We start from the raw sequence: 26,948 nt of genomic DNA, 5'->3' as shown, positions 1-26,948 counted from the left end.
CTGTTGAAGTGAATCTTTACCTTGGTAAATTTCCAATCGCCACTAAATCACTTCTCGTGATACTGCTCACAGGCAAGCAGTGTATTCTCAATCAAGGTCGCCACTGTCATTGGGCCAACGCCACCCGGTACTGGGGTGATATGGCGGGCTCGCGCACGGGCAATATCATACTCAACATCACCGGCTAGCTTGCCATTGTCCAAGCGGTTGATGCCAACATCTACGATTGTCGCTCCTTCTTTGACCCAATCGCCGGGAATAAAGTTAGGCTTACCCACCGCGACGACCAGAATATCAGCTTGGCGAACGTGGCTTTCGAGATCTTGAGTGAAGCGATGACAAGTGGTGGTGGTCGCTCCTGCTAGTAATAATTCAAGCGTCATAGGACGGCCGACAATATTGGACGCGCCGACAATGACCGCATGCTTGCCACGAAGAGCAATATTATAGCGCTCAAGCAAGGTGATGATTCCTTTCGGGGTGCACGAGCGTAGCTTGGGGATACGCTGGCATAGTCGTCCGACATTGTAGGGATGGAAGCCATCGACGTCTTTTTCTGGCTCTATTCTCTCAAGTACTTTGGTGGTATCAATGCCTGCAGGGAGAGGAAGTTGGACCAAGATACCATCCACTTCGTTGTCATTGTTTAACTCGTCGATAAGAGCTAGCAATTCCGTTTCCGTTGTTGTGGCAGGAAAATCAAAGGACTTGGACACAAAACCCACCTCATCACAGGCTTTACGTTTGCTGCCGACGTAAATTTGCGAGGCGGGATCCTGACCTACCAGAACAACGGCTAACCCCGGAGCACGAAGGCCTGCATCGAGGCGCGCTTTGACTCGGGCGGCAACTTCTTGACGAACTGTTTGCGAAATGAGTTTCCCATCAATGATTTGAGCGGCCATGTTTATCCTTTGGACTTAAATTGATTGAACGTGAAGCGGGCAACGCGGGTCGTTGATTCCACTCTTGAGGGGAGCGGCACGAGTGCTGCCTAATTGTTGTATTGTCGCAGAGAATGTTACGAAGATCTATAGCGCAATCGTTTGCGTGTTGGTTTTGTTTACGTTTTGGTAATAGTTGCTGCTTCAGTGTGGGTATTTGTAATTTGTATGGATACGCCTAATGCTATATCACCATATCAAAAGGCACCATAGCCCATAGCCCATAGCCCATAGCCCATAGCCCATAGCCCATCCAATTTGCTCTATGTTTAGTCAGTTGAGCGCAAATGCAGAGAAAATAGGGGAAAAGGCATTGACGTTCGAATGTTGGGACGTATAATTCGTTCGGTAACTTAACGTTATGACTTATAAAGCGCCCTTAGCTCAGCTGGATAGAGCACGTCCCTTCTAAGGATGTGGTCGTAGGTTCGAATCCTACAGGGCGTGCCACTTCCCCCTCTATTTTTCTCTGTTATATCCATTTCTGTTATTTCTAGCGAATCAATCTTCCTGTATCAAAACCTGTTTTTCCTGTGCCTCCTTGGTGTTGCCTGCTACATCCCGCTATTTCATTAAGCAGGAATTGTTTCAGTGCTTGTTTTTCTCGCTCGTTAGTGGGTTGCCATGAGACAATCACAGTCGCTTTGTTCCTTCTCATTGTTTTTATCCTTACCTTGTACACAATATTGCAAATGAATGCCTTTAATGATTAAGCAACTGGTATCATAATGGTTGTGCGAATGTTTTTTGTGCTATCCATCGGCAATTTAGAATCTTTTAGTTTGTTTTTTGTCGCCGGAGTTTGGCTTTCCTTTTGCTCTATATCCTTAATACCAATCTGAATAAGTCGTTGATCAAGTATTTTAACCTGCAAGACTGATCAAATATTTATGTAGGTTGGTATAAGTCTGTAGCTAGTTTCAAATCTTCTCACCACGGAAGTGTTGTTCCATCCCAATGGAAAAACTGACCGGTATCTGCAGGAGTAAGGGTTGATAGCACTCGATAAATGCGCTCGGCCGAGAGCTGTGGTGAATAAAGCTTGTCACTATTAATATTATGCTGGAAAGGTGCTGAGAGTGATGTATTCGTTGTACCTGGGTGAATTGCGGCAATACAAGCTTGGGGAAAACGTCTTTGCCACTCAATACTTAGGGTTTTGACAAACATGTTTAGGGCTGCTTTGCTCATCCGGTAGCTGTACCAACCTCCTGAATCGTTGTCGGAGATAGAGCCGACCATGGCGGACAAGCACAAGAAGTGAAAAGGGTCTTTACGTTTGTATAGGGTGTCGAGAAGTTGGGCAATAGCGACATTGGTGTAGGCATTGGCATGGATGTTGTCTACCAGAAATGATTCGGTGATCTGCGACAGGCGTTTTTCCGGCATTTTGGCTTTGGGTGATTGCTTTGATTGAGGAGCATGTAATAGTCCTGCCGCATTAATGGTCCAGTCTGGGAGGCCATACTGCTCGAAAATGGCCATGAGCTGCGATTGGGTGTTAGAGCGTTGCTGACATAGATCACCCAAAACACAGGTCATTTGGGTGCTATGGCTTGCCTGTAACTGCAGCAGGGCTTGTGAGGTATGGCGTGTAGACACTGTGACCAAATGGCCCTGAGCGAGGATATGCTCGGTCAGAGCGAGTCCTAATCCACCGTTTGCCCCGGCAATCCAAACTTTCTTTTTCCCTTCGAACATCGTTAATTCCACTGGCTAAGGACATAATTTATTACGCATCACCATGCATCACTGATCACTGTTCATTCTAACTATCCAGTTGGATGATATTTATGCGGCAAAAATTCGGCGTTTAGGCGGGAAAAGAGACAGTTAAAACCGCGTACGGTCAAAAAAACGTAAAAGGAAACGTTTTTTTTGGGGTTTTCCCTTGTAAATGGAATTTTTGCCCCTATCTTGTGTGAAAGGTTTGATTGCGGTGCGGCCACTCTGTCTCGACGACAGGGCTGAGGACCGTTATAATACCGCGCTTCACAGAATTAAGGCGTTATGGTTTGGCCGTGGTTGCTGGCCATAACACGAAAGGATGCCACCGTCAGCATGACTGATCGGCAACATCACTCAGAGAATACTGAGTAAGTTTTGAGGTTAAATAAAATGCAAGTTACCGTTGAAACCACTGAAGGTCTAGAACGCCATCTAACTATCACAGTTCCAGCTGCAAACATCGAAGATGCTGTTGCTGCTGAGCTGAAGAAAATTGCTAAGAATCGTCGTTTCGATGGTTTCCGTCCTGGTAAAGCACCAATTAAAATGGTTGCTCGTATGTTCGGCGCTTCTGTACGCCAGGACATCCTAGGTGAAGTGATGCAGCGTCACTACATCGAGGCGATCGTTAAAGAAAAGATCAACCCAGCAGGCGCACCAACTTTCACTCCAGTTGAGATCGCTGAAGGTAAAGACCTTGTATTCAAAGCGTCTTTCGAAATCTTCCCAGAAATCGAGCTAGCTGGTCTAGAAAACATTACTGTTGAAAAACCAGCGGTAGAAGTGAAAGACGAAGACGTTGACACTATGCTAGACACGCTTCGCAAGCAACAAGCAACTTGGAGCGACGTTGAAGACGCTGCAGCTGCTGACAGCCGCGTAACTATCGACTTCACTGGCTCTATCGACGGTGAAGAATTCGAAGGCGGTAAAGCTGAAGGTTTCGCTCTTGCAATGGGCCAGGGCCGCATGATCCCAGGTTTTGAAGACGGTATCGTTGGTAAGAAAGCGGGCGAAGAGTTCTCTCTAGAAGTGACTTTCCCTGAAGATTACCACGCTGAAAACCTAAAAGGTAAAGCAGCGACTTTCGCTATCAAACTACACAAAGTTGAAGCTCAGGAACTACCAGAGTTGACTGAAGAGTTTGTTGCTAAGTTCGGTGTTGAAGACGGTTCTGTTGAAGGCCTGAAAGCTGAAGTTCGTAAGAACATGCAGCGTGAGCTGAAGCAAGCTGTTAAGAACCGCATCAAAGATCAGGTTCTAAATGGCCTAGTTGAGCAGAACGACATCGCTGTTCCTGCTGCTCTTATCGACCAAGAAATCAACGTTCTACGCCAGCAGGCAACTCAGCGCTTCGGCGGTGATGCTGCTAACGCACCTGAGCTTCCACGTGAGCTTTTCGAAGAGCAAGCGAAGCGTCGCGTAGTTGTTGGCCTACTTCTAGGTGAAGTGATCAAGTCTGAAGAGCTAAAAGCTGATGAAGAGCGCGTTAAAGCTATCATCGCTGAAATGGCTTCTGCTTACGAAGATCCAACAGAAGTAGTTTCTTACTACGAGAAGAACGAGCAGATGATGAACAACATGCGTAACGTTGCTCTAGAAGAGCAAGCTATCGATGCGCTACTAGCTAAAGCTCAGGTTTCAGATAAAGAAGTTAGCTTCAACGATCTGATGAACCAACAGCCAGCTGCATAATTTGCTGAAATTACTGTAGAGATTTGACTTTACTTCAAATCTTCTGCTAACAATGGTCCGTGTGAGAGTAATTTCATTCGGGCCATTTATTTTAGGGAAATAACGTTATGAGCTACCAAGAAAAAAACGCCATGTCGCCAATTTTGGATGCGCTGGTTCCTATGGTGGTCGAGCAGACTTCTCGTGGTGAACGTTCCTACGACATCTATTCCCGACTACTGAAAGAGCGTGTGATCTTCCTGACCGGTCAGGTAGAAGATCATATGGCCAATCTAGTCGTTGCGCAGCTTTTGTTCCTTGAGTCTGAAAACCCTGACAAGGACATTTTCCTGTATATCAATTCACCGGGCGGCTCGGTTACTGCAGGGATGTCTATCTACGACACCATGCAGTTCATCAAGCCAAACGTCAGCACCGTATGTATGGGTCAGGCATGCTCTATGGGTGCATTCCTGCTGGCTGGCGGCGCTAAAGGTAAGCGTTACTGTCTACCTAACTCCCGCGTGATGATCCACCAGCCACTAGGTGGCTTCCAGGGCCAGGCTTCTGATATCCAGATCCATGCTCAGGAAATTCTGACGATCAAACAGCGTTTGAACGGTTTGCTTGCAGAGCACACCGGCCAACCACTTGAAGTGGTTGAACGTGATACCGATCGTGATAACTTTATGTCATCAGAGCAGGCTGTAGAATACGGTTTGGTTGATGCAGTTTTGAGTCACCGTGATTAAGTTTTTTAGCCTCCGTGCAGCGACTTAGCCGTTTGCGCGGAGCAAAAAGACTTGAGTTGTTATACACTCAAAACAAAGGCAATGATGGGGTAAGACCCGAATAGAGGTTAGCGAATGACAGATAAGCGAAAAGAGAGTGGTAGTGGAAAACTGCTGTACTGCTCTTTCTGCGGCAAAAGTCAGCATGAAGTTCGCAAGCTGATTGCAGGCCCTTCTGTGTATATTTGCGATGAATGTGTTGACCTGTGCAACGACATCATTCGTGAAGAAATCAAAGAAGTAATGCCAAAGCGTGATGGCAATGAACTTCCGACACCACAGGAAATTCGTACAAACTTGGATGAATACGTTATTGGTCAGTCTCATGCGAAGAAAGTTCTCGCGGTAGCGGTATACAACCACTACAAGCGTCTTCGTAATGGCGATACCAATAGTGACGGTGTTGAGTTGGGCAAGAGTAACATCTTGTTGATCGGCCCAACGGGTAGCGGTAAGACGTTACTCGCAGAAACATTGGCACGCATGCTGGATGTACCGTTTACTATGGCGGATGCGACCACCCTGACCGAAGCCGGTTATGTGGGTGAGGATGTTGAAAACATCATCCAGAAGCTGCTGCAGAAATGTGATTACGATGTAGCCAAGGCCGAGCGCGGTATTGTATACATCGATGAGATCGACAAGATCTCTCGTAAGTCCGACAACCCATCAATTACTCGTGATGTTTCGGGTGAAGGTGTTCAGCAGGCGTTGCTGAAGCTGATTGAAGGTACGGTCGCATCGGTTCCGCCGCAAGGTGGCCGTAAGCATCCACAGCAGGAATTCCTGCAAGTGGATACGTCAAAAATCCTGTTCATCTGTGGCGGTGCATTCGCTGGGCTGGACAAGGTAGTTGACCAGCGTGTTGCAACCGGCACTGGTATTGGTTTCGGTGCGGATGTACGCTCGAAAGATCAGTCTCGTACTCTGAGTGATTTGTTCGAGAAGGTTGAGCCTGAAGATTTGGTTAAATACGGCCTGATCCCAGAGTTCATCGGTCGTCTTCCGGTAACAGCGATCCTTAGTGAGCTGGATGAAGACGCGCTGGTACAAATCCTGCGTGAACCGAAGAATGCCCTTACTAAGCAGTATGCGGCACTTCTTGAGCTTGAAAATGTTGAGCTTGAGTTCCGTGACGATGCGCTTGTCGCTATTGCCCGTAAGGCAATGGAACGCAAGACGGGTGCACGTGGTCTTCGTTCGATTGTTGAAGCAGTTCTGCTTGATACTATGTATGAGCTACCTTCAGCAGAGGGCGTAAGTAAGGTTGTTATTGATGAATCAGTTATCAAAGGCGAGTCTGAGCCTTTGCTGATTTATGAAAACACCGAAAGCCAAGCAGCAGGCGCTGAGTAAAATCTGCCCACAGCGGTTAAAAAAAGGAGGCAATCGCCTCCTTTTTTATTTTCTGCTACATATCCCGTTGAATCTTGCGCCCAAGCCCCCATATACTCATTAATAAGAGTGAACGGAAGAGAGAATAATATGAACCTGGAGCGTTCGGAACGCCTTGAGATCCCCGTTCTGCCACTGCGTGATGTGGTGGTCTACCCGCATATGGTCATTCCATTGTTTGTAGGCCGGGATAAATCTATTCGCTGCCTTGAAGCGGCGATGGATGATAACAAACAGATTTTGTTGGTTGCCCAGAAAGAAGCGGCGACCGACGAACCTTCAATTACCGACCTATACGATGTCGGTACGGTTGCGACTATTCTACAGCTACTTAAACTGCCTGACGGTACGGTGAAGGTGCTGGTGGAAGGTCAGCAGCGTGCTAAAGTCGAAAACCTGCGTGATGATGAGTTCTTCAGTGCTGAAGCCGAGTTTCTGGTTACCGAGGAAATGGATGAGCGCGAGCAGGAAGTGCTAGTTCGAACTGCAATCAACCAGTTCGAAGGGTTTATCAAGCTCAACAAGAAAATCCCGCCAGAGGTTCTAACCTCGCTAAATGGTATCGATGAAGCTGCCCGTCTGGCTGATACTATTGCTGCTCATATGCCGCTGAAGCTGGCAGATAAACAAAAAGTACTTGAAATTGTCGATGTCGTAGAGCGTCTAGAGTTCTTGATGGCGATGATGGAATCTGAAATTGATCTGCTGCAGGTGGAGAAACGTATCCGCGGCCGCGTTAAAAAGCAGATGGAAAAGAGCCAGCGCGAGTACTACCTCAATGAGCAGATGAAGGCTATCCAGAAAGAGTTGGGTGAGCTGGATGACGCGCCGGATGAATTCGAATCTTTGAAGAAGAAAATCGAAGAGTCGAAGATGCCAAAAGAGGCACGCGAGAAGACAGAGCAAGAGCTGCAGAAGCTTAAGATGATGTCGCCGATGTCTGCCGAGGCAACGGTTGTGCGTGGCTACATTGATTGGATGCTGAGTGTGCCATGGTTCAAGCGCTCCAAGGTGAAGAAGAACCTTGCCAAGGCAGAAGAAGTGCTGAATGCCGACCATTACGGCCTTGAGCGCGTCAAGGAGCGCATCCTTGAGTACTTGGCAGTGCAGAGCCGCATCAACAAGCTTAAAGGTCCTATCCTGTGTCTTGTTGGTCCTCCTGGTGTTGGTAAGACCTCGCTGGGTCAGTCTATTGCTGCTGCGACCGGACGTAAATATACCCGTATGGCGCTGGGCGGCGTGCGTGACGAAGCGGAAATCCGTGGTCACCGCCGTACCTATATCGGTTCGATGCCGGGCAAGCTGATCCAGAAAATGTCCAAGGTTGAGGTTAAGAACCCGCTGTTCCTGCTTGATGAAATCGACAAGATGTCATCAGACATGCGTGGCGATCCGTCTTCAGCGCTGCTAGAAGTTTTGGATCCGGAGCAAAACAACGCGTTCAATGACCACTACCTAGAAGTCGACTATGACCTTTCTGATGTCATGTTCGTGGCGACATCGAACTCGATGAACATCCCGGGACCTTTGCTTGACCGTATGGAAGTGATCCGTCTGTCGGGCTACACCGAAGATGAAAAGCTGAATATTGCCAAGCGCCACTTGCTAGAGAAGCAGGTTCAGCGCAATGGCCTTAAGCCACACGAGATCGAAGTGGATGACTCGGCACTGATTGGCATCATTCGTTACTACACCCGTGAAGCGGGCGTACGTAGCCTTGAGCGTGAAGTGTCTAAACTGTGCCGCAAAGCTGTAAAAGAGATCCTGCTGAATCCTGAGACCAAGAAAGTCGTTATTACTCAGGACAACCTGAAAGAATACTTAGGTGTCCAGCGTTTTGACTACGGTAAAGCCGAAGAGAACAACCGTATTGGCCAGGTTACTGGTTTGGCTTGGACTGAAGTGGGCGGCGATCTGCTAACCATCGAGACCGAGTCGATGCCGGGTAAAGGCAAGCTTGCCTACACCGGTTCACTGGGTGATGTGATGCAGGAGTCGATTCAGGCTGCGATGACGGTGGTACGTACCCGTGCTGAGCGTCTGGGTGTTGCGCCTGATTTTTACGAGAAGCGTGATATCCATGTCCATGTTCCAGAAGGGGCGACCCCGAAAGACGGCCCGAGTGCGGGTATCGCCATGTGTACGGCGCTGGTCTCTAGCCTGACAGGCAACCCTGTTCGCGGCGATGTTGCCATGACGGGTGAAATCACCCTACGTGGTGAGGTGCTACCAATCGGTGGCCTGAAAGAGAAACTGCTTGCCGCGCACCGAGGTGGGATCAAAACGGTGTTGATTCCGAAGGAAAACGAACGTGATCTGGAGGAAATTCCGGATAACGTGATTGCGGATCTGGAAGTGCGCCCAGTGCGTTGGATTGATGAAGTGCTAACCGTTGCATTGCAGAATAATCCAACGGGAATTGAGCTGGTAAACGCCCAAAACAGTGACGTGCAGCAAAGTTAAGATATGAAAAAACGCTTTCGAGGATAAAAACCTTGTCAGCGTTTTTTTGTGTGGCTATAAGTGAGTTCTAATTTGCCGTTAGCTCAATAAAATCAATGTCTACACGTGAACCTGTGTTCGCTGTAGATATAATGAAACTGATTCTTTTTTATCCGTGATGTAAATTTTGCCATGAGGCTGCAAACGGATAACGTTCTTAGAGGGGATAGATCGTGAACAAAACTCAACTAGTTGATAAAATCGCTGAAAATGCAGATATTTCTAAAGCGTCTGCGGGTCGTGCGCTAGATGCATTCATCGACGCTGTATCTGATAGCCTGAAAGAGGGTGATCAGGTTGCGCTTGTTGGCTTCGGCACTTTCTCTGTACGTGAGCGTGCAGCGCGTACTGGCCGTAACCCACAGACGGGTGCTGAAATTCAAATCGCTGCAGCGAAAGTACCTGGCTTTAAAGCAGGTAAAGCGCTTAAAGATTCTGTAAACTAAGCGCAGGGCTTAGCCCGCCGGTTTGTGTGAACAAACGAACATTCAGGTTGTCTTAATGGGCAATCTGGCATGATAAAGGGCGCATCCTGTCGGTGCGCTTTTTTTACTTTGGAAAAGTGTGAATTTTTCAGGTCTTCGCCTGTTAGCATTCTTCACTAATATCAATACAGTTAAGCGATAGTTTCGAAGCCAATCAGGCTTCATGAATCTTTATTTAGGCTTATCACAGATTGGTATTACCATGCCAAATCGAATAGGTAGGAGATACGGCAAATTATGATGGAGCGTATGCGCGAAGGCGCGAGCAGTATTTGGGTTAAGATTATTCTTGGTCTGATTATTTTTTCTTTTGTTTTCGCAGGGGTAGGTAGCTACCTAGCAGGCGGAAGCGAGCAAGTTGCCGCGAAAGTGGATGATCGTGAAATTAGTCAGCGCGAGTTCGAAATGGCTTATCAGAACGAGCGTAACCGCATGCAGGCGCAGTTGGGCGATTATTTCTCGACCCTGATGGGTGACCCAGCTTACGTGCAGCAGTTCCGCCGCAGTGTGCTAGACCGCATGGTCAATGACCTGCTGATTGAGCAGCGTGCCAATGAACTTGGTCTGCGTATCAGCGATCAGCAGGTAACTCAGGTTATTCTTTCTATGCCTGAGTTCCAGCGCGATGGTGCCTTTGATAATGAACAGTACAACGCACTGCTGCGTCGCTCAGGTCTAACACCTGATATGTTTGCGGAATCTATGCGAACCGATTTGCTGCGTCAGCAGCTGTTGTTGGCTATCCAAGGCAGTGATTTCGCGTTGGGTAACGAAGTGGCTGCATTGACTAAGCTTGAGCGCCAGGAGCGTGAAATTCGCACCCTGACACTGGATGTGGCTGAGTTTACCAACAAAGCCGAGGTTACTGATGAGGAAGCACTCGCATACTACGAGCAGAACCCGCAGCAGTTCACCCGCCCAGATCAAGTGAAAGCGGCTTACATCGAGTTGTCTGGCACCAACCTGAAAGAGACGCTAAGCGTTTCTGAAGATGATGCTAAAGCAAGCTATGACGAGAACCAAAATAAATACGGTACTGCTGAGCAACGCCAAGCAAGCCATATTCTGGTTCAAGGTAAAGGTAGCGAAGCGAAGACTAAAGCTGAAGATTTACTGGCAGAGCTAAACAGCGGTGCTGACTTTGCTGAATTAGCGAAGACATCTTCTGATGACACCTTCAGCGGTAAAGATGGCGGTAAGCTAGATTGGTTTGAACGCGGTGTGATGGATCCTGCCTTTGAAGATGCAGCATTTGCCCTGAACAAAGGTGAAGTTTCTGGTGTTGTTGAGTCTGACTTCGGTTACCACATCATCAAACTGGACGATATCAAAGAGCCGACAGTGAAGCCATTTGCTGAGGTTCGTGATGAAATCTTTGCTGAACTGCGTGAGCAGCGTGCGGCAGAAGCGTTTTACGATCTGCAGACCCAGCTAGCTGAGAAAGCGTTCGAAATGCCAGACACACTAGAGGATGCGGCGACAGCGGTTGATGCGACGATTCAGACCACTGACTTTATTTCTCAGTCAGATGCGCCGGGTGTGCTGGCCAACCCAGCGGTACTGCAGGCGTTGTACAGCCCTGAAGTGCGTGAAGATGGCCTGAACTCCGATATTATCGAGCTCGGTCCTGAGCATGTTGTTGTTGTACGTGTTGATGACTCTCGCCCTGAAATGGTATTGCCATTTGACGAGGTATCAGCAAACGTTAAACAGCAGCTATCAGCTGTCAAAGGCGAGGAAGCGGCTAACGCGAAAGCGGATGAACTGGTTGCCGCCCTACGAGCTGGCAACACACAAGTGTTGGCAGACGAAGGCCTGAGCTTCTCTGAGCCTGAAACCATCAACCGTATGGGGGCAGATCGCCAGATTGCTCAAGTTGCGTTTGGTCTTGCTAAGCCAGCAGACGATGCACCGGTATACGGTGTGACACGTGATATGACTGGCAACATGCTAATTATCGCGCTGGACAATGTGGTTGAAGCAGATGTTGATGGTGTTGATCAGCAGATGTCACAGCAGCTTGAGCAAATGCATGCTCAGCAGGATGTTATGGCTACCCTGGATGTACTGCGTAATGCAGCCAAGGTATCTTACCCAGTGTTGGATACAACAACGAATTAAGTGTAATTAATACGTTGCTAGACGGGCCGCCATTGTGCGGCCCGTCGTTTTTTTGTGCAAAGAAAAACATTCCCCATATACAGCCAGCGAGTGCTTCGCCACTCTAACCCCTGAATGTATACAAGGAGAAAAAGGATGAAGAAAGCGATTGTATCTATGTCGTTGGTTGTTGCGCTGGGGGTAGGCTTGGCATTACCTGCGGTTGCCAATGGTGAGAGTCATGAGGGCATTGAAATTACGATTAATATTAATGATGCCAATGCAGAAGAGCTGGATAAGTTACTGGTGGGAATTGGGCCGGACAAAGCTGCCAGTATTATTGAATATCGTGATACCAATGGGCCTTTTGCTACACCGGAAGATCTCATCAAAGTGAAGGGTATTGGTACGTCCACGGTTGAAAAGAATCGCGAGCGGATCAAGCTCCAATAATGGTTGCTGTACCTAACCTGCCGTAAGTTACCTAAAGGAGAGAGGTTAGTCGTTCTCCTTTATTTGTGAGCTATTAGCACGCACTGAAGGTAAAGCGTGGTCTGGCTGGAGTAAGATGGATCTGATAGCCATCATCTTCATAGGCTTTGGCTATTTGCTTAGCGGCTTCAAGTGGGAATTTGTATTTTCCTCTTGAACCCACTCTCACAATACCTGTCGGCAGAGAGACATTGATGCGATATAAAATTTCAGATTCCAAAGCCATTTTGATTCTCACTCATAAATACACTTAGCCAAACAAGACCGATACCATTAAGGTGTATTTTAAGTGCAACTAATTCTCAATTGCAATCTTCTTTTTAATTAGCTCCGCCGCGGCAAAGAGCAAGCCGCCTAAAACACCTGCTAGGTGAGCCTCTACAGCCACCCTGGCGCCAATCAGCTCGGCTGAGCTGGCTGAACCGCCTGCTATCTGTTCCCATAACACTTTGCCGATAACCGCTACCAGCAGTACCCAGCCGAATTTATCTTTCGCTTTCACATCCTGTATCGCGCCCCAGGCAAACAGTCCGTGGAGCACGCCTGACAGTCCTGCATACCAGCCCATCGGGCTGAGCCATAGGGTGACGCCAATAAATCCAGATATGGACAGGATCAGCAAGGCAAGGTGCGTTGAGGTAAGATAGCGGCGAAAGATGAAGGTAATGATTGCCAAGCCGAGACTGTTCATTATCATGTGTGGCCAATTGGTATGGGTTAGGTTGCCGCTGACGAGTCGCCAAATTTCACCATGCGCGATGTCAGGGCGCTGCCAGACGAGCAGTGGTTGGAGGCTGGGTAATTGGGCAACGGCCATTATACCGATGATAATGAAAACGAAGATGCGAATAGACAAGGCTACCTCGATGAGTCGATATTGTGAAAAGTGCGGTAAAGCAACCAAGGCATGTATTTGCCGCTGGATCCAACAGCTTGATGCTAAAACTGAATTGTGGATTTTACAACATCCAACGGAAGTAAAGCGTCCGATTGGTACCGCAAGGATCCTGACTTTATCGCTTCCTAACGCCAAACTGTGGGTGGGCGAAGACTTTTCACACCATGAAGAAATCAACCAATTGCTGGCCGAACAAGACCGTCAGGCCTGGGTGGTTTACCCGGGGGAAGAAGCTGTCCCTATTTCGAGCCTTGCTGGGTCTAATCAAACTCAAGCTGCGTTAACCAAACGGACGTTGATTATACTTGATGGTACCTGGAAGAAAGCCTATAAGATGTGGCAACTATCGACCAACTTGCAGCAGTTGCCTACGGTGGCGCTTGATAATGTCGATCAGGGTAACTACCGAATTCGAAAATCACCTAAATCAGAGGGGGTATCGACGGTAGAAGCCGGCTACCTCGCTCTTACCGCCTTGGAAGGGGAGGGTGATAAATTCGCCCCACTGCTCGAAGCGTTCAATCAAATGATCGAGTTCCAGATCCAGCAGATGCCTGAAGGGGTGTTTGAGAAAAATTATGGGAAGTAGCTTGGCGAGGGGCTAAAAGCGCCTATCGCCTGAAGCTTAATCCCCTCCGTGAAAACCAATGCCACTGGCCGAAGTGGGTTGGAATAAGGTGCTGTATAGCCGCTGGGCAAAGCCGTCGGTCATGCCTGAAATATAATCGGCGATGATCCGGTGGGAATTTTCCCCCTTGTCATTGCTTTGGCGCCAGCGTTCGCGGGTATTTTCCGGCAGTAAGCGCTCAGGATCCGACGCAAAGGCTTCGAACAACTCCATCACCAATTGTTGGCCTTTATACTCCAATAGCTGGATATCTGGCTTATGGACTACATATTGGCTGACGAACTGTTTGAGCACCTCCAGCACTTGCTCCATCGGCTCTGATAGAAAGGCGTTCCACTGTAAAAGGGGAGCTTCGAAGCTATCGATACCATTTTGGATCGTTGGGGCAATATGGATCGAGGTTAGCAGGGTATTGACCATCGCCCCAATTGAATCCTTGCGCTGGTGGTGGGTGCCAAACAATTGGTCACTCAATACCCCGATCCGCTCTTCCAGCCACGGCTCGCCGCAATCGGCCAGCTTGCTGGCAACCGCTTCTTGCCATTGCTCACGGGTGACAATTCCCATCACAATCGCATCTTCCAAGTCATGGACGCCGTAGGCGATGTCATCGGCCAGCTCCATGATAGAGCAGTCCAGTGATTTGTATTGGGTTTTCAAGTGCTCATTCGGCTTGGTGCGCTCACTGCGCATTTGGCTAAAGAGCTGGCGATCATGGTTGGATAATGGTGCCAATACCCAGTCAAAGGTCGTACTGTCATCATTGTAGATCCCCTTGGCGGGGTACCAATCCTTGGCCTTGAGGTGGCGGAAATGATGGACATCCGCAGGTAGCTCTGTCGCCCGGGTATGGCTAATAAAAGCGGGGTATTTCAGTAGCCCGAGCAAGGTTCGCCGTGACAGGTTCATACCAAAGTGCTCAGTATACGGTTCAAGCAGGGTGACTATTCTAAACGTCTGGGCATTGCCCTCGAACCCACCGTGCTCTCGCATCATGTAGTTAAGAGCAACTTCACCTCCGTGTCCGAAAGGGGGATGACCGATATCATGGGCAAGGCAAATACTTTCCATCAGGCTATTTGATGGAAGCAGTTCTCGAAATTTAGGCTGTTTGATCTTCAACTGGGCCACAATACCGGTGCCAATTTGTGAGGCTTCCAGTGAGTGGGTCAGGCGGGTACGGTAGAAGTCATGATGCCCGGCACCGTGGACTTGGGTTTTCGCTTGCAAACGACGAAACGCGGCGGAATGAAGGATCCTTGCTCGGTCACGCTGGTAAGCCGAGCGGTGGTCGTTGCGCCGCATTTTTTGCTCATTGCTTTTGCGTGCTTCCCACTGTTGGTTAAATTCAGGAGAGAGGGAGATAACTGTCATTAGCTGATCTCATCAAGGGTTAGATTAAAGCTGTCGACAAATGTCTTTAGGAAATATTCCATCTCTGGGGTCGTTCGGTTATGCAAGGTCTGCTCAAGATTGTTTTTGGCCGAGGTAAATTCGTGGTTCCCCGCATTGAGCTCTTCGAGGCATTTGAGGTAAGCACACAGGCTGTCTGCTTGCTTGACGATAGCGTAATCGTCTTTGTCTACCTGATGGCTATCGAGTAGCGGGGCGTAGTCATCACGAAATTCTTCGGGCAGCATAGACAGTAACTTCTTCTCGGCTGCGAGCTCTATTTTTTTATACTCCTCGGCAATAGCCGGATTGTAGTACTTGATAGGGGTTGGCATATCCCCAGTTAATACTTCGCTGCAGTCGTGGAACATGGCCAGTAGTGCTATCCGCTCAGGATTGGTATTGCCACTGAATTTACGGTTTTTGATCAAAGCGAGGGCATGGGCGACAAAAGCGACTTGAAGGCTATGCTCTGAGATGTTTTCGGTTTCGACACTGCGCATCAACGGCCAGCGTTGGATTAATTTCATTCGAGCAAGGTGAGCAAAAAAATGGCTTTGATTCATAGCGATACTTCTTGGCGGTGAGGACAGGGAACAAAATCAGATATCTATTAAAGGTAACAGAATTTACCGCGAAGCAAACGATAAAATGTTGGGAAGCAGGCTAGAGGCCAGGGGCAAGAGCGGCCAGAGGCTCTGGGTAAAAGAGCCCAAGATCTGTTATTTGTTAAGTAAAAGGGCAGGGTGTTGATTTTGACATCCTGCCCTATAGTTTTCTGAATCGCCAATCGCCAATCGCCAATCGCCAATCGCCAATCGCCAATCGCCAATCGCCAATCGCCAATCGCCAATCGCCACGTTACTGACGGTAACCGTGTAGGAAGCGCTCCAAACGTCCCATCGCCATTTCCAAGTCATCGACCCGTGGCAGGGTAACGATGCGGAAATGATCCGGTTGCTTCCAGTTGAAGCCGGTACCGTGAACAACCAGCACCTTCTCCTGCTGGAGGAAATCCAAGGCGAAGCGCTGGTCATCGGTGATGTTGAATTTTTTCTGATCCAGTTTCGGGAACAGGTACAAAGCCCCTTTAGGCTTCACACAGGACACACCCGGAATCGATGTCAGTAAATCATAGGCACGGTCACGCTGTTCTAGCAAACGGCCGCCCGGCAAGATCAGCTCATTGATACTCTGGTAGCCACCCAGTGCGGTCTGGATGGCGTGCTGCATCGGCACATTGGCACACAAGCGCATCGATGAGAGCATCTCTAGCCCTTCAATATAGCTTTTGGCCATATGCTTAGGGCCGGACAAGACCATCCACCCGGCCCGGAAGCCACATACCCGGTATGATTTGGATAGACCGTTGAAGGTCACACAGAATACGTCTTCGGCTAGTGGTGCAATCGAGGTGTGCTGGGCACCCTCGTATAAGATCTTGTCATAGATCTCATCGGCAAAAATGATCAGCTTGTGCTGGCGGGCGATTTCTACCACTTCCAGCAGGAAGTCTCGGCTGTAAACAGCCCCTGTCGGGTTGTTCGGGTTGATCAGTACAATCCCGCGGGTGTTCGGGGTGATTTTGCTGCGGATATCGTCGAGATCTGGATACCAGTCGGATTGCTCGTCACAGGTATAGTGTACGGCTTTGCCGCCAGATAGCGAGACTGCGGCAGTCCATAGCGGGTAATCCGGTGATGGAACCAGCATTTCATCATTGTTGTTGAGCAGCGCTTGCATCGCCATCACAATCAATTCGGAAACACCGTTGCCGATGTAGACATCTTCCACATCCAGATCAAGCATTCCGCGTTTTTGGTAATGCTGGACTACCGCTTTTCGGGCCGAGTAGATACCCTTGGAGTCACAGTAGCCTTGAGATGTCGGCAGGTTACGGATCACGTCCACCAGAATTTCATCAGGGGCATCAAAACCGAACGGCGCAGGGTTGCCGATATTAAGTTTGAGTATTTTATGCCCTTCCTCTTCCATGCGCTTGGCATGCTTCAGAACGGGACCTCGAATGTCGTAACAGACATTGTTGAGTTTTGATGACATCCCGATGTTTTGCATTAGTGGTGGTATCCTGTTTCAAGCCGTTAATTACAACAAATTACACTATAAAACCTTAATAAATAAACACCCAGCAGGAATAAGTAGCGTAAAATAGTTGTTTGTATAATTAAATTCTAACTTGTCAGGTGGGATCCACTGGATGGGTGACAAAACAGGGGGTATTCACCTCTTTGAGTAGAATAAAATATTACAATGCAGGGATTTGCTGGAGATTTAAACAAAAAATGCCGCTATTTGAGCCTGAATTGTCGAAATTGACGGCAAAATAATATCTCGTTCGCCTGCTATCAGCACTGCTCGGTCATTATGGGGCCGATGCATTGAGTTGTGATGAGATATGAAGACTCATGTTGAGTCATTACTTTATTAGTCAGAATAGGAGTTCTGAGGTAGAATGCCAGCATTCGTATGTGGTCTATTGTTTGCAGCTGTTTGATTTGCTGGAGGACCACATATAGGGCGAAAGATGCTAATTGATTAGCCATTTACCGTCAGCCAGGGATGAGCCAATTTTGTGCTTGAGAGCTGAGTGAGGTTACCTTGACCGCGTTACAAAAAGCCGTTGAGTTACTACTTGAAAAAATTCGACAATCCACGCCAACAACTCAACGAATCACGGTAAAGCTGGATCTGCCGGCTAATACCGATCTGATTGATTGGATGGAATCCCAACCCCTGTTTCCTAAGTTTTACTGGCAGTCCCGTGATTGCCGCGAGGAAGTAGTGGCGCTCGGGCAAATTAAAACATTTACCGATCCTAAAGCTGCCGAGAAAATCCTGGCAGATGATCAGCGTATTTGGGGAGGCCGCTCATTTGATGGTCGTACCCAGCGCAACAGACGATGCATGCCTTCTTTTTTCTTCCTGCCGTTGTTGGAAATCTTCCGTTTGGACGGTGGCTGGAATATTGCTGTGAACCTGTCTGCTGAGAGCCAAGTAAAAGTGGTTGAGGCGTTGGCCCAGCTAACGCTTGATGCAGTTGAAGTCCCGCTGATCACCAGCAAGATTTTAGGCCGGACATATAGCCCGGACTTCGCGGGCTGGTCACAGATGATAGGTAACGCCCTCGATGCAATTTCTCAGAAAGTGTTCGAGAAGGTGGTCTTGGCGCGTAAAACGACCCTAACCCTCGATACGCCTGTCTCTCCGGCCCAGTTGTTAAAAGCGAGCCGTGACAGTAACCATAACAGCTTCCATTTTATGATGGCACTCGATGCCAAGCATTGTTTTGTCGGCTCGACCCCTGAGCGGTTGTTCCTGCGCCAAGAGCAAGACCTGCTCACCGAGGCATTGGCAGGCACTATCGGCCGTGGTGTAGACATGGCGGAAGATAATCGCTTGGCACAATGGCTGCTTGATGACAACAAGAACCGTTATGAAAACCGCTTGGTGGTAGATGATATCGTTGACCGTTTGGTTCCTCGTTGCATCAGCATGAATGTGGCTCAGACGCCAGAGCTTATTCGCCTGCGCAAGGTACAGCACCTTAAGCGGGGAATCGATGCCCAACTTAATGACGGCGTTGAAAACTCGGAACTGCTCGATAGCTTACAGCCTACGGCGGCCATTGCGGGTCTGCCAAGGGATAAAGCGCTGGACTTTATCAGCGAGCATGAGCCCTTTGCCCGTGGTTGGTACAGTGGTGCGGTTGGTTTTCTGGGCGCGCGGCGCAGTGAATTTTGTGTCGCTATCCGTAGTGCGTTGATTATGGGTGACGAGTTACACCTGTTTGCCGGAGCCGGTATCGTTCCGGGATCGACCGCAGACAGTGAGTGGAAAGAGCTGGATCGTAAAACATCGACGCTTTGCAGTTTACTGGCCAGTGATGAGCCTGATTGGGAGCGCCAGACGGCATGAGCAATGGGGTTTCGACAAGAGCTGCCTTGAACCAGTTGTGGGCAGGGCTCATGCTTGAAGAGTTAGTACGCCATGGGGTCAAGCATATCTGTATTGCCCCTGGGTCTCGTTCTACACCGCTGACACTGGCTGCCGCTAAAAACGGTAAACTGGTCATTCACACTCACTTCGACGAGCGTGGGTTGGGTTTTCTCGCCCTTGGCCTCGCCAAAGCAACCAATGAGCCTGTCGCGGTAGTGGTTACATCCGGTACCGCCGTGGCCAACCTGCTACCTTCAGTCGCTGAAAGCGGCTTGACTGGGGAAAAGCTTGTGTTGCTCACTTCAGATCGCCCGGTTGAGCTGATCGATTGTGGGGCCAACCAAGCTATCCGTCAGCACGGGATATTCTCTACCCATGTCACCGCGTTTGAAGATATTCCTTCTCCGACCCAGGACATCAGTCCTGCATGGCTACTATCTACTGTAGATAAAGCCATGTACCAGCAGGCACAGCGTGGTGGTGCGGTCCATTTCAATTGTCATTACCCCGAGCCGCTCTATGGTGATGAAAGGGATTTTTCCGATTACCTCCAACCTGTCCAATATTGGCAAGAGAGCCATTCGCGCTTTACCCAGTACGTGGATGCCGAACGAAACGGCGTTGCTTTCGATGCTAAGCAGTGGCAAGACATGCAAGGTAAGAAAGGGATCGTGATTGCTGGCCGGGTAGCACCGGGTGAACTTGCCGCTGTGAGTGCGCTGGCGCAGGCGCTTGGCTGGCCGCTGCTAGCCGATCCACAAGCCGGTGGCAGCAGTGACTGGGCTGGATTCGATGTCTGGTTACAAAACGAAGCATGCCATCAGCATTTGTTGCAAGCGGACAATATTATTCAGTTTGGCGGTCGCTTGGTGTCCAAGCGATTAGGGCAGTTTATTAGCGCCAAGCACTGGCAGCATTATTGGCTGGTGGACCCATTGGCAGTAACGCTTGATCCAAGCTGTGCTGCAACGGCGCGCATTCAAGCCAATATCGCTGATTTTTCAGGTTTACTGACGGAACATACTGTCAGTGCTGCACACCTCAACCCGAATAGTGGCTGGGCGGATAGCCTTAAAGTCGCTTCGAACCATTGCCTGACAACGATCCGGAACAAGTACTCGGCATTGAATGAAGTGAGTCTGGCGGCCAATATGATGGATTGGGTTGGCCAATACACGACATTGTTTTTGGGCAATAGCTTGATTGTTCGCTTGTTGGACATGTGTGGCCGTATGCCGCAAAGCGCGACGTTTGCCAACCGCGGTGCATCGGGTATCGATGGTTTGATAGCCACAGCTGCCGGTGTGCAACGTGCGGGTAAGCAGCCTATGCTTTGTGTCTTGGGCGATACCTCGTTGCTTTATGACCTCAATTCGTTGGCTTTACTTAAAGAGATCGAACAGCCAGTAGTGGTATTGGTGACCAACAACGACGGTGGGGCGATTTTTGATTTGCTACCGGTACCGGATGCCCAGAAAGACAGCCTGTACCGCATGCCCCATGGCCTCAGCTTTGGTCATGCAGCGGCAATGTTTGGGTTGGAGTATGCCTGCCCGATCACCCTGGTTGACGCCAAGCTGTCTATTGAAAATGGTTTAGCAACGGTTGGCACGACGCTGATCGAAGTACAGACGCCGGCAGGAGAGAGTGGCGACTTGCTGCGCGAGATGTTTAGCGAGATCAAACATGCGACTTTATTCTGAAACTTTTTACTCTAAAGCCCCCGATTCCAAAGCTCAGGACCTGAGCCCCGAAGTCGCGCTGACTCCACCGACCCTGGTGTTTCTGCATGGCTTGTTGGGTTCTGGCCGTGACTGGTTACAGGTTACCAATCAACTGAGCGGGCAGTATCCCTGCCTGACTGTTGATTTACCCGGTCATGGTCATAGCCGACTAGCCCAAGCTGAAGGCTTTGAGCAAACCAGCCAATGGCTAACTGATACCTTGGTCGCTCGTGGTGTGAAACACTATATCCTGATTGGCTACTCGTTGGGCGCGAGGGTGGCGATGTACCATGCCTGTCATCAAGGTGTTGAACAGAAAGCAAAACTGGTTGGTTTGGTTTTGGAAGGAGGGCATTTCGGGCTACCGCAAAGCGAGCGGACTGCCAGGTTGGACAATGATCAGACGTGGGCGCAACGATTTTCTTCCTTGCCGATTGCTGATGTACTGGCCGATTGGTACCAGCAACCGGTCTTTTCATCGCTGAATCATGACCAAAGACAAGGTTTGATCGCTAAGCGCAGTGATAATCTTGGCTCATCTATAGCACATATGCTACTGGCTACATCGTTAGCCAAACAACCTCTCCTGCAGCCTCAGTTAACCGGGTTGACCATACCTGTGCATTATCTTTGCGGAGAGAAAGATCAAAAGTTTACGCGTCTGGCCGAAGACTCCGACTTATCTTATCAGGTGATTGAAGACGCAGGCCATAATGTTCATGTTGAGCAGCCATACGCTTTTGCCAGAGCAGTAGACGATTTTATTTTAAGTACATTATTTTAAGAATAAGGCCGATGGAGTTTTATGATGCGTAGCGCGAAACTATACCAATACCAGCTTCCTATGGACTCCGGTGTGATCCTGCGTACCCAGCGGTTAGTTAACCGTGAGGGTTGGGTTGTCGAACTGCAAGACGGCGATCAAAAAGGCTACGGTGAAATTGCGCCATTGCCTGAGTTTAGCCAAGAGAGTGCAGAGCAAGCTGGTGAGCAGGCGGAAGCATTGCTGGAGCAGTGGGTAGCAGGTCAGGCTATCGATTTAGAAAAAGCGCTTCCATCTGTTGCGTTTGGTCTGAGTATGGCAGAGCTTGAACTTCAAGGCGGTTTGCCACAAGCCGGTAACTATACAGTTGCTCCGCTTTGTTCGGGTGATCCCGATGATCTGGTTATTGCATTGAATGACATGCCGGGCGAGAAAGTGGCCAAAATAAAAGTCGGCATGTACGAAGCCGTGCGTGATGGCATGGTCGCGAATATGTTTATCGACTCTATTCCAGGGATCCGCCTGCGTTTGGATGCCAACCGCCAGTGGACACCACTGAAAGCCCAGCAGTTTGCCAAGTACGTGAAACCGGAAAACCGTGGCGGTATCGCTTTTCTTGAAGAGCCTTGCCAGTCGCCAGCCGACAGCTTGGCCTTTGCTCAGGAAACCGGGATTAATATTGCCTGGGATGAAACTGTGCGTGATGAAGGCTTCGAGGTAAGAGCTGAGCCGGGTGTGGTGGCGATTGTGATTAAGCCGACATTGGTCGGTAGTGTACAGCGTTGTATCGAACTGGTTAAACAGGCGAACGAACAAGGTTTGACTGCTGTGATCAGCTCAAGCATGGAAACCAGCCTTGGCTTGAACCAGCTAGCCCGTTTTGCTGAATGGCAGACGCCGGATGTGATCCCTGGTCTTGATACCATGCAGTTGTTCCTCAGCCAGCTGGAAACACCGTGGCCGCAGTGTAAGTTGCCGCTGAAAACCTTGGCTGAGCTGGATGTGGCATGGTCGAAGTAAGGCAAACTGTTCATGTGGAGGCCATCGCGGACGTGACGTTTTCCACATGGCCATGGCAACATTGGGCAAAAGAGCGACCTTCAGCGGTCGCTCTCTCATTTGGCGAGCAGCAATTCAGCTGGGCTGAATTGGCTGAACGAACTGATGAATATGCCCAAGGCTTGGTAGAGCAGGGCCTGAAACGAGATCAGCTGGTGGCCGTTATGGCACCTAACTCGGTATCGGTGATCTGGTTATTGTTGGCCATATTGCGAGCCGGGGCGCGCTATGTTGGGTTAAACCCACGCTTGAGTCAGCAGGAGCTATCTAACCAATTGGCACAACTTGAGTGTGACTTTGTTTGGTATCCGGCTAAATCCGGTATTGCGTTGGACAGTGTTCAAGGCTATGAACCGGACAGTAAACAAGCGCTACCACCGCGTTTACAACTGCTGCCACCGCAAACGCCGCGTATGGTGCCGGTTACTTGGCAAGCTTCTCGTGCCGCGACCATGACCATGACCTCAGGATCGACAGGTAACCCAAAAGCCGTAGTGCATAATGCGCAAAGTCATTTGGCTAGCGCAGCAGGTTTGCTGCAATGGATGTCGTTTGATGCTGAGGATAGTTGGCTGTTGTCACTGCCGTTATTTCATATATCCGGTATGGCGATTGTTTGGCGCTGGCTGTATCGCGGCGCGAAACTCGTTGTTGCCTCCTCGCAGGGTTTGGACGTGGCACTGGGGAAAGTTACCCACGCATCATTGGTACCTACCCAGCTCCAGCGGCTGCTGGAGAATAACCGTGGTGCATCTCTTTCATTGAAGCGAGTATTGCTGGGCGGGGCAGCGATCCCGGTTAGCCTTACAGAGTGTGCGAAACAAGCCGGTATTGAGTGCTGGTGCGGTTATGGTATGACTGAAATGGCCTCGACGGTCACGGTTAAGCCTGCCGATGGCAGTGCGGGTGTCGGCGCAGTATTGCCAAACCGTGAGCTAACGCTTAAAGATGGCGAAGTGCTGGTCAAAGGGCAGACCTTGGGAATGGGGTATTACCGCAACCGCACTATCTTTCCTTTTTCTGATCAAGAATGGTTTGCCACTAAAGATCTAGCCGATTGGCAAGATGAAGAGCTGTTCATCCGTGGCCGCAAGGACAATATGTTCATTTCCGGCGGTGAGAATATCCAGCCAGAAGAGGTTGAGAAAGTGCTATTGGCACACCCTGCGGTACAACAAGCCTTTATATTGCCAACGGACGATGTGGTATATGGCCAGCGTCCAGTCGCGATAGTTGCAACCTCTTGTGAGCTTGAAGCATCACTAACGACGGAGCTTGTTGATTATATGAAACAGCAAGTGACTGGCTTTCGTCGCCCGGTGAAGTACCTGCCTTTACCTACGCACCTTAGTGCCGGCGGTATTAAAATATCTCGCAAGCAATTGGCACAATGGCTCGCTGAACAAATCTAATACCAATCTGGATAAGCAGTTGAACAAATATTTATAGATTGCTATAAGCCCTTCAAATTAAAAAGGCCCGCAGTAAACACTTCGGGCCTTATTCTGTTCGCTTATTTCTAGGTTCTAGATTCTAGGGGTTTACCTGTTATCCCCACGCAGAGTCAGTACTTCTTCCCTAAGGTGGACACTGTTAGTCTCTTCAGGTGAAATAGGCTCACCGGCCACAATCGTCACTTTTGACCAGAAGCGCTTCGGTACCTTCAACAAAGCCCGGCCGCCTTCTCGGCTGAAAATACTTCCCCACAAACCCTGGATAGCCACGGGTATTACCGGAACGGGAGAGCGCTTGATAATAAGATCAATCCCCCGCATGAAAGGCCCCATTTCGCCATCATAGGTTAATTGGCCCTCGGGAAAGACACAGACCACATCACCACGTTCAAGCTGTTTACTGACATCAACGAAGGCTTTCATGATCGATCTTCTATCCGTTGCATCAATAGGTACCACTTTACAGGCACGGCAAAAGCTACGGATCATCGGTAAGTTATAGATGTCCCTATCCATCAAAAAGCGAATAGGGCGCGGACAAGCGCCGGCTAGCAGTAGGGCATCCATATAACTTACATGGTTACAAACAATCAGCGCGCCGCCTTTCTCTGGAATGTTGGTGAGGTTTTTATGGGTCACCCGGTACATGGTGTGACTGACGAGCCAAACCATAAAGCGCCAGAAAAAATCAGGTGCCTGAGCGTATAGGTAGATCACTACGACAAGGTTCAGCACCGAGAGGATCAGGAAGAACTGAGGTATGGTGAACTCCAGAACCGCCAGCACCACAATCCCACTGATTGCACTGATAACCATGAAAATCGCATTCCAAATATTGTTGGCCGCAATCACCTGGGCACGCTCGGTTTCCTTGGCTCGGTGTTGCATCATGGCATACAGCGGCACAATAAATATCCCGCCTGACACTCCAAGCATGGTTAGGCAAACAAAGACACTGAGCAATTGGGGATCTGTCACAAACGCGACAATGGATTGGGTTTCTGGCAGTGAACTTGGTGTACTGAACATCAGACCGGCACCAAAGAGGGTTATCCCCATGCTGCCCAGTGGAACGATACCCGGTTCGATGCGATGGCCCGACATGCGGTCACACAGTAGCGATCCGATAGCGATGCCTATTGAAAACAGTGTTAGTAGAAAAGAAACCGAGGCAGCATTACCGCCTAAGTGTAGTTTGGCAAAGTTCGGAAATTGTGTCAGGTAGCTGGCCCCGAGGAACCAGAACCAGCTGATCCCCAAAATGCATTGGAAAACGGTTTTATCTTTGCGGGCAATAGCCAAGGTTTTACGGGTCTGCCGTACCGGTTGCCATTTGAATTTCAGATCCGGGTTTCTCGGTTTAGTCGCGGGGATCCCTTGTGAACACAAATAGCCAATAACCGCAAAGCTAACCACACTGATTGCGGCGATATAGATTGCCTGCTCTTGATTGGCAATGACGCCGGCGAGCAAAGTACCAATAAGGATAGCCAGGAAGGTGCCGGTTTCGACCAAGGCGTTACCTGAGACCAGCTCTTCTTTTTTCAGCTGCTCGGGAAGCAGAGCATACTTGGCGGGGCCAAAAAATGCTGATTGGGTACCCATCAGGAACAGCAGGATCAGCAACATCAGGTAGTTTTCGCTGATAAAGGCAAAGGCTGCCAGTGACATTATGACAATCTCTGCCATTTTCACCACCCGCATGATGGTGGCCTTGTCGTACTTATCGGTGATCACACCTGCGGTCGCGGAGAATAGGAAAAATGGCAAAATAAATAAGCCCGCAGCCAAGTTGATGATCAGATCGCTATCTACCGGCAAGGCGCCAGGTGCCGCAAAGGCGAACAGAATAAGCAAAACATTTTTGTAGATATTGTCGTTGAAGGCCCCAAAGGCCTGTGTAAGGAAGTAGGGCAAGAAGCGCCGCTGGGTTAGAAGTCTAGACTGATCTGACATGAATGCTTTAGCCTGAGTTCGAATTGAGCATCGAAAGTAATCACCGCAGGTATTGCGGGTTGAAAAATGACGTTATCACTTGTTGACATGGGAGTATAGATATCTGGCCTTAAAGAAGGCCAGTAATAGCATAATTAAGCGTTGTTAATTAGCCTTTCCAAGCATTAAGGTAAGTGCTTAGTAGGTTATTAATTAATGCTTTGCCATCGACAGGGACTGAGGTGAACAGCTTGTCGTCAACTGACAGCAAGGTGATCCCATGTACACCAGACCAGATCACACGGCTTGCCTCAAGGGTTTCATCGCTGCTGAGCTGAGGGTTGATTTGTTGAATAAGGGTTTCCAACATACCTGTCATGTTGTTGATACGTTCCGACTGCCACTCAGGCAGTTCTTCACCGTTCATGGTGTGTTGGAAAATCAACTGCCAGCGGTATGGGTTTCGCGAGGCAAAGTTAAGGTAACAAAAGGCAAGGCGCTTTAGGGCATCTTCCGCTGATGAGGCTTCTTTCATTTCTGCTTCTGCTTCTGCGAACAGCTCATCAAGAGTCTGAGCAACAGCGTGTAGCAGTAGCAGGTTGTAGTTGCCGAACACGTTAACCAAAGTACTTGGCACATAACCAATCATAGCTGCGACTTTGCGCAGGCTAAGTTCATGGTGGGGGTGCTGGGCGAGAAAGTTTTTGACTTGCTCCAGTGTCATACTTACCAACTCTTCGCGAGTATGGTCGTTTCGTCTTGCCATCGAAGTTACTCTTAATCGAATAAGTCTTATTTTGCTTAATTGTAATATGCCCCACTCAAGTGGGTATGATGCAAAATAAGTTTTTTTGCAGAAAGGCAAAAAATAATTAGAACATTGTTCGATATTCTAGTGTTAACCACAATAATAGGTCAAGTACCTTATCTTTCTCGACAACTATTTCTAACAATTACTTGGTGAGTTGTGAGCCTAGTCATGGCAAATGCCAGCACTTTTCTGAATGCTAGCATCATTATTCACGAC

23 protein-coding genes and 1 tRNA gene are annotated in these 26,948 nt (G+C 49.1%); 14 read left to right on the top strand and 10 right to left on the bottom strand.

What is annotated here, in order from left to right; all coding sequences use genetic code 11:
- Positions 1-47: 47 nt before the first annotated feature.
- A complete protein-coding gene (gene folD / locus ACVA53_RS19330) occupies positions 48-905 on the bottom strand; it encodes a bifunctional methylenetetrahydrofolate dehydrogenase/methenyltetrahydrofolate cyclohydrolase FolD (protein WP_446505979.1) in 858 nt (285 codons plus the stop codon).
- 412 nt (positions 906-1,317) lie between these two features.
- Between folD and ACVA53_RS19325 the strand changes: the two genes are divergently transcribed.
- A tRNA-Arg gene (locus tag ACVA53_RS19325) sits at positions 1,318-1,394 on the top strand.
- A gap of 43 nt (positions 1,395-1,437) precedes the next feature.
- On the opposite strand, the gene ACVA53_RS19320 is transcribed toward ACVA53_RS19325, so the two are convergent.
- Both ACVA53_RS19320 and ACVA53_RS19315 read right to left on the bottom strand, forming a co-directional pair.
- The gene (locus ACVA53_RS19320; protein WP_255043458.1) at positions 1,438-1,602 is read right to left on the bottom strand and encodes a hypothetical protein; all 165 of its coding nucleotides are present in this window, start codon (positions 1,600-1,602) and stop codon (positions 1,438-1,440) included.
- Between the two features lie 272 nt (positions 1,603-1,874).
- Positions 1,875-2,645, bottom strand: a complete 771-nt coding sequence (locus ACVA53_RS19315) for an SDR family NAD(P)-dependent oxidoreductase (protein ID WP_446505978.1) — start codon at positions 2,643-2,645, stop codon at positions 1,875-1,877.
- 417 nt (positions 2,646-3,062) lie between these two features.
- On the opposite strand from ACVA53_RS19315, the gene tig reads away from it, so the two are divergent.
- The 7 genes from tig (at position 3,063) to ACVA53_RS19280 (ending at position 12,072) form a co-directional block, all read left to right on the top strand.
- The gene (gene tig / locus ACVA53_RS19310) at positions 3,063-4,367 is read left to right on the top strand and encodes a trigger factor (protein ID WP_255043456.1); all 1,305 of its coding nucleotides are present in this window, start codon (positions 3,063-3,065) and stop codon (positions 4,365-4,367) included.
- A gap of 107 nt (positions 4,368-4,474) precedes the next feature.
- Positions 4,475-5,098, top strand: a complete 624-nt coding sequence (gene clpP, locus ACVA53_RS19305; protein WP_255043454.1) for an ATP-dependent Clp endopeptidase proteolytic subunit ClpP — start codon at positions 4,475-4,477, stop codon at positions 5,096-5,098.
- 114 nt (positions 5,099-5,212) lie between these two features.
- Positions 5,213-6,493, top strand: coding sequence for an ATP-dependent protease ATP-binding subunit ClpX (gene clpX / locus ACVA53_RS19300; RefSeq protein ID WP_255043453.1), 1,281 nt, complete (start codon positions 5,213-5,215; stop codon positions 6,491-6,493).
- A 129-nt stretch (positions 6,494-6,622) separates the two neighbouring features.
- Positions 6,623-8,995 carry an endopeptidase La gene (lon, locus tag ACVA53_RS19295; protein WP_255043452.1) on the top strand — a complete coding sequence of 791 codons (2,373 nt, stop codon included), beginning with the start codon at positions 6,623-6,625 and terminating at the stop codon, positions 8,993-8,995.
- A 212-nt stretch (positions 8,996-9,207) separates the two neighbouring features.
- Complete coding sequence (hupB, locus tag ACVA53_RS19290) at positions 9,208-9,480, top strand: nucleoid-associated protein HU-beta (RefSeq protein ID WP_255043451.1); 273 nt, start codon at positions 9,208-9,210, stop codon at positions 9,478-9,480.
- A 276-nt stretch (positions 9,481-9,756) separates the two neighbouring features.
- Positions 9,757-11,640, top strand: a complete 1,884-nt coding sequence (gene ppiD / locus ACVA53_RS19285; RefSeq protein ID WP_446505977.1) for a peptidylprolyl isomerase — start codon at positions 9,757-9,759, stop codon at positions 11,638-11,640.
- Between the two features lie 135 nt (positions 11,641-11,775).
- Positions 11,776-12,072, top strand: a complete 297-nt coding sequence (locus ACVA53_RS19280) for a ComEA family DNA-binding protein (protein WP_446505976.1) — start codon at positions 11,776-11,778, stop codon at positions 12,070-12,072.
- 73 nt (positions 12,073-12,145) lie between these two features.
- Here the strand turns inward: ACVA53_RS19280 and ACVA53_RS19275 are convergent, their stop codons facing one another.
- Complete coding sequence (locus ACVA53_RS19275) at positions 12,146-12,337, bottom strand: hypothetical protein (protein ID WP_446505975.1); 192 nt, start codon at positions 12,335-12,337, stop codon at positions 12,146-12,148.
- A gap of 69 nt (positions 12,338-12,406) precedes the next feature.
- A complete protein-coding gene (rrtA, locus tag ACVA53_RS19270; RefSeq protein WP_446505974.1) occupies positions 12,407-12,967 on the bottom strand; it encodes a rhombosortase in 561 nt (186 codons plus the stop codon).
- Between the two features lie 10 nt (positions 12,968-12,977).
- Between rrtA and ACVA53_RS19265 the strand changes: the two genes are divergently transcribed.
- On the top strand, positions 12,978-13,598 hold the full coding sequence (locus ACVA53_RS19265; RefSeq protein WP_446505973.1) for a tRNA-uridine aminocarboxypropyltransferase: 621 nt from the start codon (positions 12,978-12,980) through the stop codon (positions 13,596-13,598).
- A gap of 36 nt (positions 13,599-13,634) precedes the next feature.
- Here the strand turns inward: ACVA53_RS19265 and ACVA53_RS19260 are convergent, their stop codons facing one another.
- The 3 genes from ACVA53_RS19260 to ACVA53_RS19250 form a co-directional block, all read right to left on the bottom strand.
- Positions 13,635-15,011, bottom strand: a complete 1,377-nt coding sequence (locus ACVA53_RS19260) for an anti-phage deoxyguanosine triphosphatase (protein ID WP_446505972.1) — start codon at positions 15,009-15,011, stop codon at positions 13,635-13,637.
- Complete coding sequence (gene yfbR, locus ACVA53_RS19255; RefSeq protein ID WP_446505971.1) at positions 15,011-15,595, bottom strand: 5'-deoxynucleotidase; 585 nt, start codon at positions 15,593-15,595, stop codon at positions 15,011-15,013. Before yfbR ends, ACVA53_RS19260 begins: the two co-directional genes overlap by 1 nt.
- Before the next feature lie 295 nt (positions 15,596-15,890).
- Positions 15,891-17,105 carry a pyridoxal phosphate-dependent aminotransferase gene (locus ACVA53_RS19250; RefSeq protein WP_255043443.1) on the bottom strand — a complete coding sequence of 405 codons (1,215 nt, stop codon included), beginning with the start codon at positions 17,103-17,105 and terminating at the stop codon, positions 15,891-15,893.
- A 543-nt stretch (positions 17,106-17,648) separates the two neighbouring features.
- On the opposite strand from ACVA53_RS19250, the gene ACVA53_RS19245 reads away from it, so the two are divergent.
- The 5 genes from ACVA53_RS19245 to menE are packed head-to-tail and all read left to right on the top strand — an operon-like array spanning position 17,649 to position 23,944.
- Positions 17,649-18,965, top strand: a complete 1,317-nt coding sequence (locus ACVA53_RS19245) for an isochorismate synthase (protein ID WP_255043442.1) — start codon at positions 17,649-17,651, stop codon at positions 18,963-18,965.
- Complete coding sequence (gene menD, locus ACVA53_RS19240) at positions 18,962-20,689, top strand: 2-succinyl-5-enolpyruvyl-6-hydroxy-3-cyclohexene-1-carboxylic-acid synthase (protein WP_255043441.1); 1,728 nt, start codon at positions 18,962-18,964, stop codon at positions 20,687-20,689. The genes ACVA53_RS19245 and menD overlap by 4 nt, the downstream gene beginning before the upstream one ends.
- On the top strand, positions 20,673-21,494 hold the full coding sequence (gene menH, locus ACVA53_RS19235) for a 2-succinyl-6-hydroxy-2,4-cyclohexadiene-1-carboxylate synthase (RefSeq protein ID WP_446505970.1): 822 nt from the start codon (positions 20,673-20,675) through the stop codon (positions 21,492-21,494). The genes menD and menH overlap by 17 nt, the downstream gene beginning before the upstream one ends.
- Positions 21,495-21,518: 24 nt before the next feature.
- Entirely contained in the window at positions 21,519-22,493 is a 975-nt protein-coding gene (gene menC, locus ACVA53_RS19230) for an o-succinylbenzoate synthase (RefSeq protein WP_446505985.1), read from the top strand.
- Positions 22,494-22,525: 32 nt separating this feature from the next.
- On the top strand, positions 22,526-23,944 hold the full coding sequence (gene menE, locus ACVA53_RS19225) for an o-succinylbenzoate--CoA ligase (protein WP_446505969.1): 1,419 nt from the start codon (positions 22,526-22,528) through the stop codon (positions 23,942-23,944).
- A 129-nt stretch (positions 23,945-24,073) separates the two neighbouring features.
- On the opposite strand, the gene ACVA53_RS19220 is transcribed toward menE, so the two are convergent.
- Both ACVA53_RS19220 and ACVA53_RS19215 read right to left on the bottom strand, forming a co-directional pair.
- Positions 24,074-25,942, bottom strand: a complete 1,869-nt coding sequence (locus ACVA53_RS19220; protein WP_446505968.1) for an MFS transporter — start codon at positions 25,940-25,942, stop codon at positions 24,074-24,076.
- A gap of 148 nt (positions 25,943-26,090) precedes the next feature.
- Positions 26,091-26,687: a TetR/AcrR family transcriptional regulator gene (locus ACVA53_RS19215; RefSeq protein WP_255043437.1), complete on the bottom strand. Its 597-nt coding sequence runs from the start codon at positions 26,685-26,687 to the stop codon at positions 26,091-26,093.
- Between the last annotated feature and the right edge of the window lie 261 nt (positions 26,688-26,948).

The sequence above is a fragment of the Photobacterium sp. DNB23_23_1 genome, assembly GCF_052873815.1.
Note: the sequence above shows the minus strand (reverse complement) of the source record. Positions and strands in the feature narration are given on the sequence as shown.

Coding starts and splice junctions, on each gene's coding strand:
- folD (WP_446505979.1), bottom strand. CDS start 905: ATGGCCGCTCAAATCATTGATGGGAAACTCATTTCGCAAACAGTTCGT.
- ACVA53_RS19320 (WP_255043458.1), bottom strand. CDS start 1,602: ATGAGAAGGAACAAAGCGACTGTGATTGTCTCATGGCAACCCACTAAC.
- ACVA53_RS19315 (WP_446505978.1), bottom strand. CDS start 2,645: ATGTTCGAAGGGAAAAAGAAAGTTTGGATTGCCGGGGCAAACGGTGGA.
- tig (WP_255043456.1), top strand. CDS start 3,063: ATGCAAGTTACCGTTGAAACCACTGAAGGTCTAGAACGCCATCTAACT.
- clpP (WP_255043454.1), top strand. CDS start 4,475: ATGAGCTACCAAGAAAAAAACGCCATGTCGCCAATTTTGGATGCGCTG.
- clpX (WP_255043453.1), top strand. CDS start 5,213: ATGACAGATAAGCGAAAAGAGAGTGGTAGTGGAAAACTGCTGTACTGC.
- lon (WP_255043452.1), top strand. CDS start 6,623: ATGAACCTGGAGCGTTCGGAACGCCTTGAGATCCCCGTTCTGCCACTG.
- ppiD (WP_446505977.1), top strand. CDS start 9,757: ATGATGGAGCGTATGCGCGAAGGCGCGAGCAGTATTTGGGTTAAGATT.
- ACVA53_RS19280 (WP_446505976.1), top strand. CDS start 11,776: ATGAAGAAAGCGATTGTATCTATGTCGTTGGTTGTTGCGCTGGGGGTA.
- ACVA53_RS19275 (WP_446505975.1), bottom strand. CDS start 12,337: ATGGCTTTGGAATCTGAAATTTTATATCGCATCAATGTCTCTCTGCCG.
- ACVA53_RS19265 (WP_446505973.1), top strand. CDS start 12,978: ATGAGTCGATATTGTGAAAAGTGCGGTAAAGCAACCAAGGCATGTATT.
- ACVA53_RS19260 (WP_446505972.1), bottom strand. CDS start 15,011: ATGACAGTTATCTCCCTCTCTCCTGAATTTAACCAACAGTGGGAAGCA.
- yfbR (WP_446505971.1), bottom strand. CDS start 15,595: ATGAATCAAAGCCATTTTTTTGCTCACCTTGCTCGAATGAAATTAATC.
- ACVA53_RS19250 (WP_255043443.1), bottom strand. CDS start 17,105: ATGCAAAACATCGGGATGTCATCAAAACTCAACAATGTCTGTTACGAC.
- menD (WP_255043441.1), top strand. CDS start 18,962: ATGAGCAATGGGGTTTCGACAAGAGCTGCCTTGAACCAGTTGTGGGCA.
- menH (WP_446505970.1), top strand. CDS start 20,673: ATGCGACTTTATTCTGAAACTTTTTACTCTAAAGCCCCCGATTCCAAA.
- menC (WP_446505985.1), top strand. CDS start 21,519: ATGCGTAGCGCGAAACTATACCAATACCAGCTTCCTATGGACTCCGGT.
- ACVA53_RS19220 (WP_446505968.1), bottom strand. CDS start 25,942: ATGTCAGATCAGTCTAGACTTCTAACCCAGCGGCGCTTCTTGCCCTAC.
- ACVA53_RS19215 (WP_255043437.1), bottom strand. CDS start 26,687: ATGGCAAGACGAAACGACCATACTCGCGAAGAGTTGGTAAGTATGACA.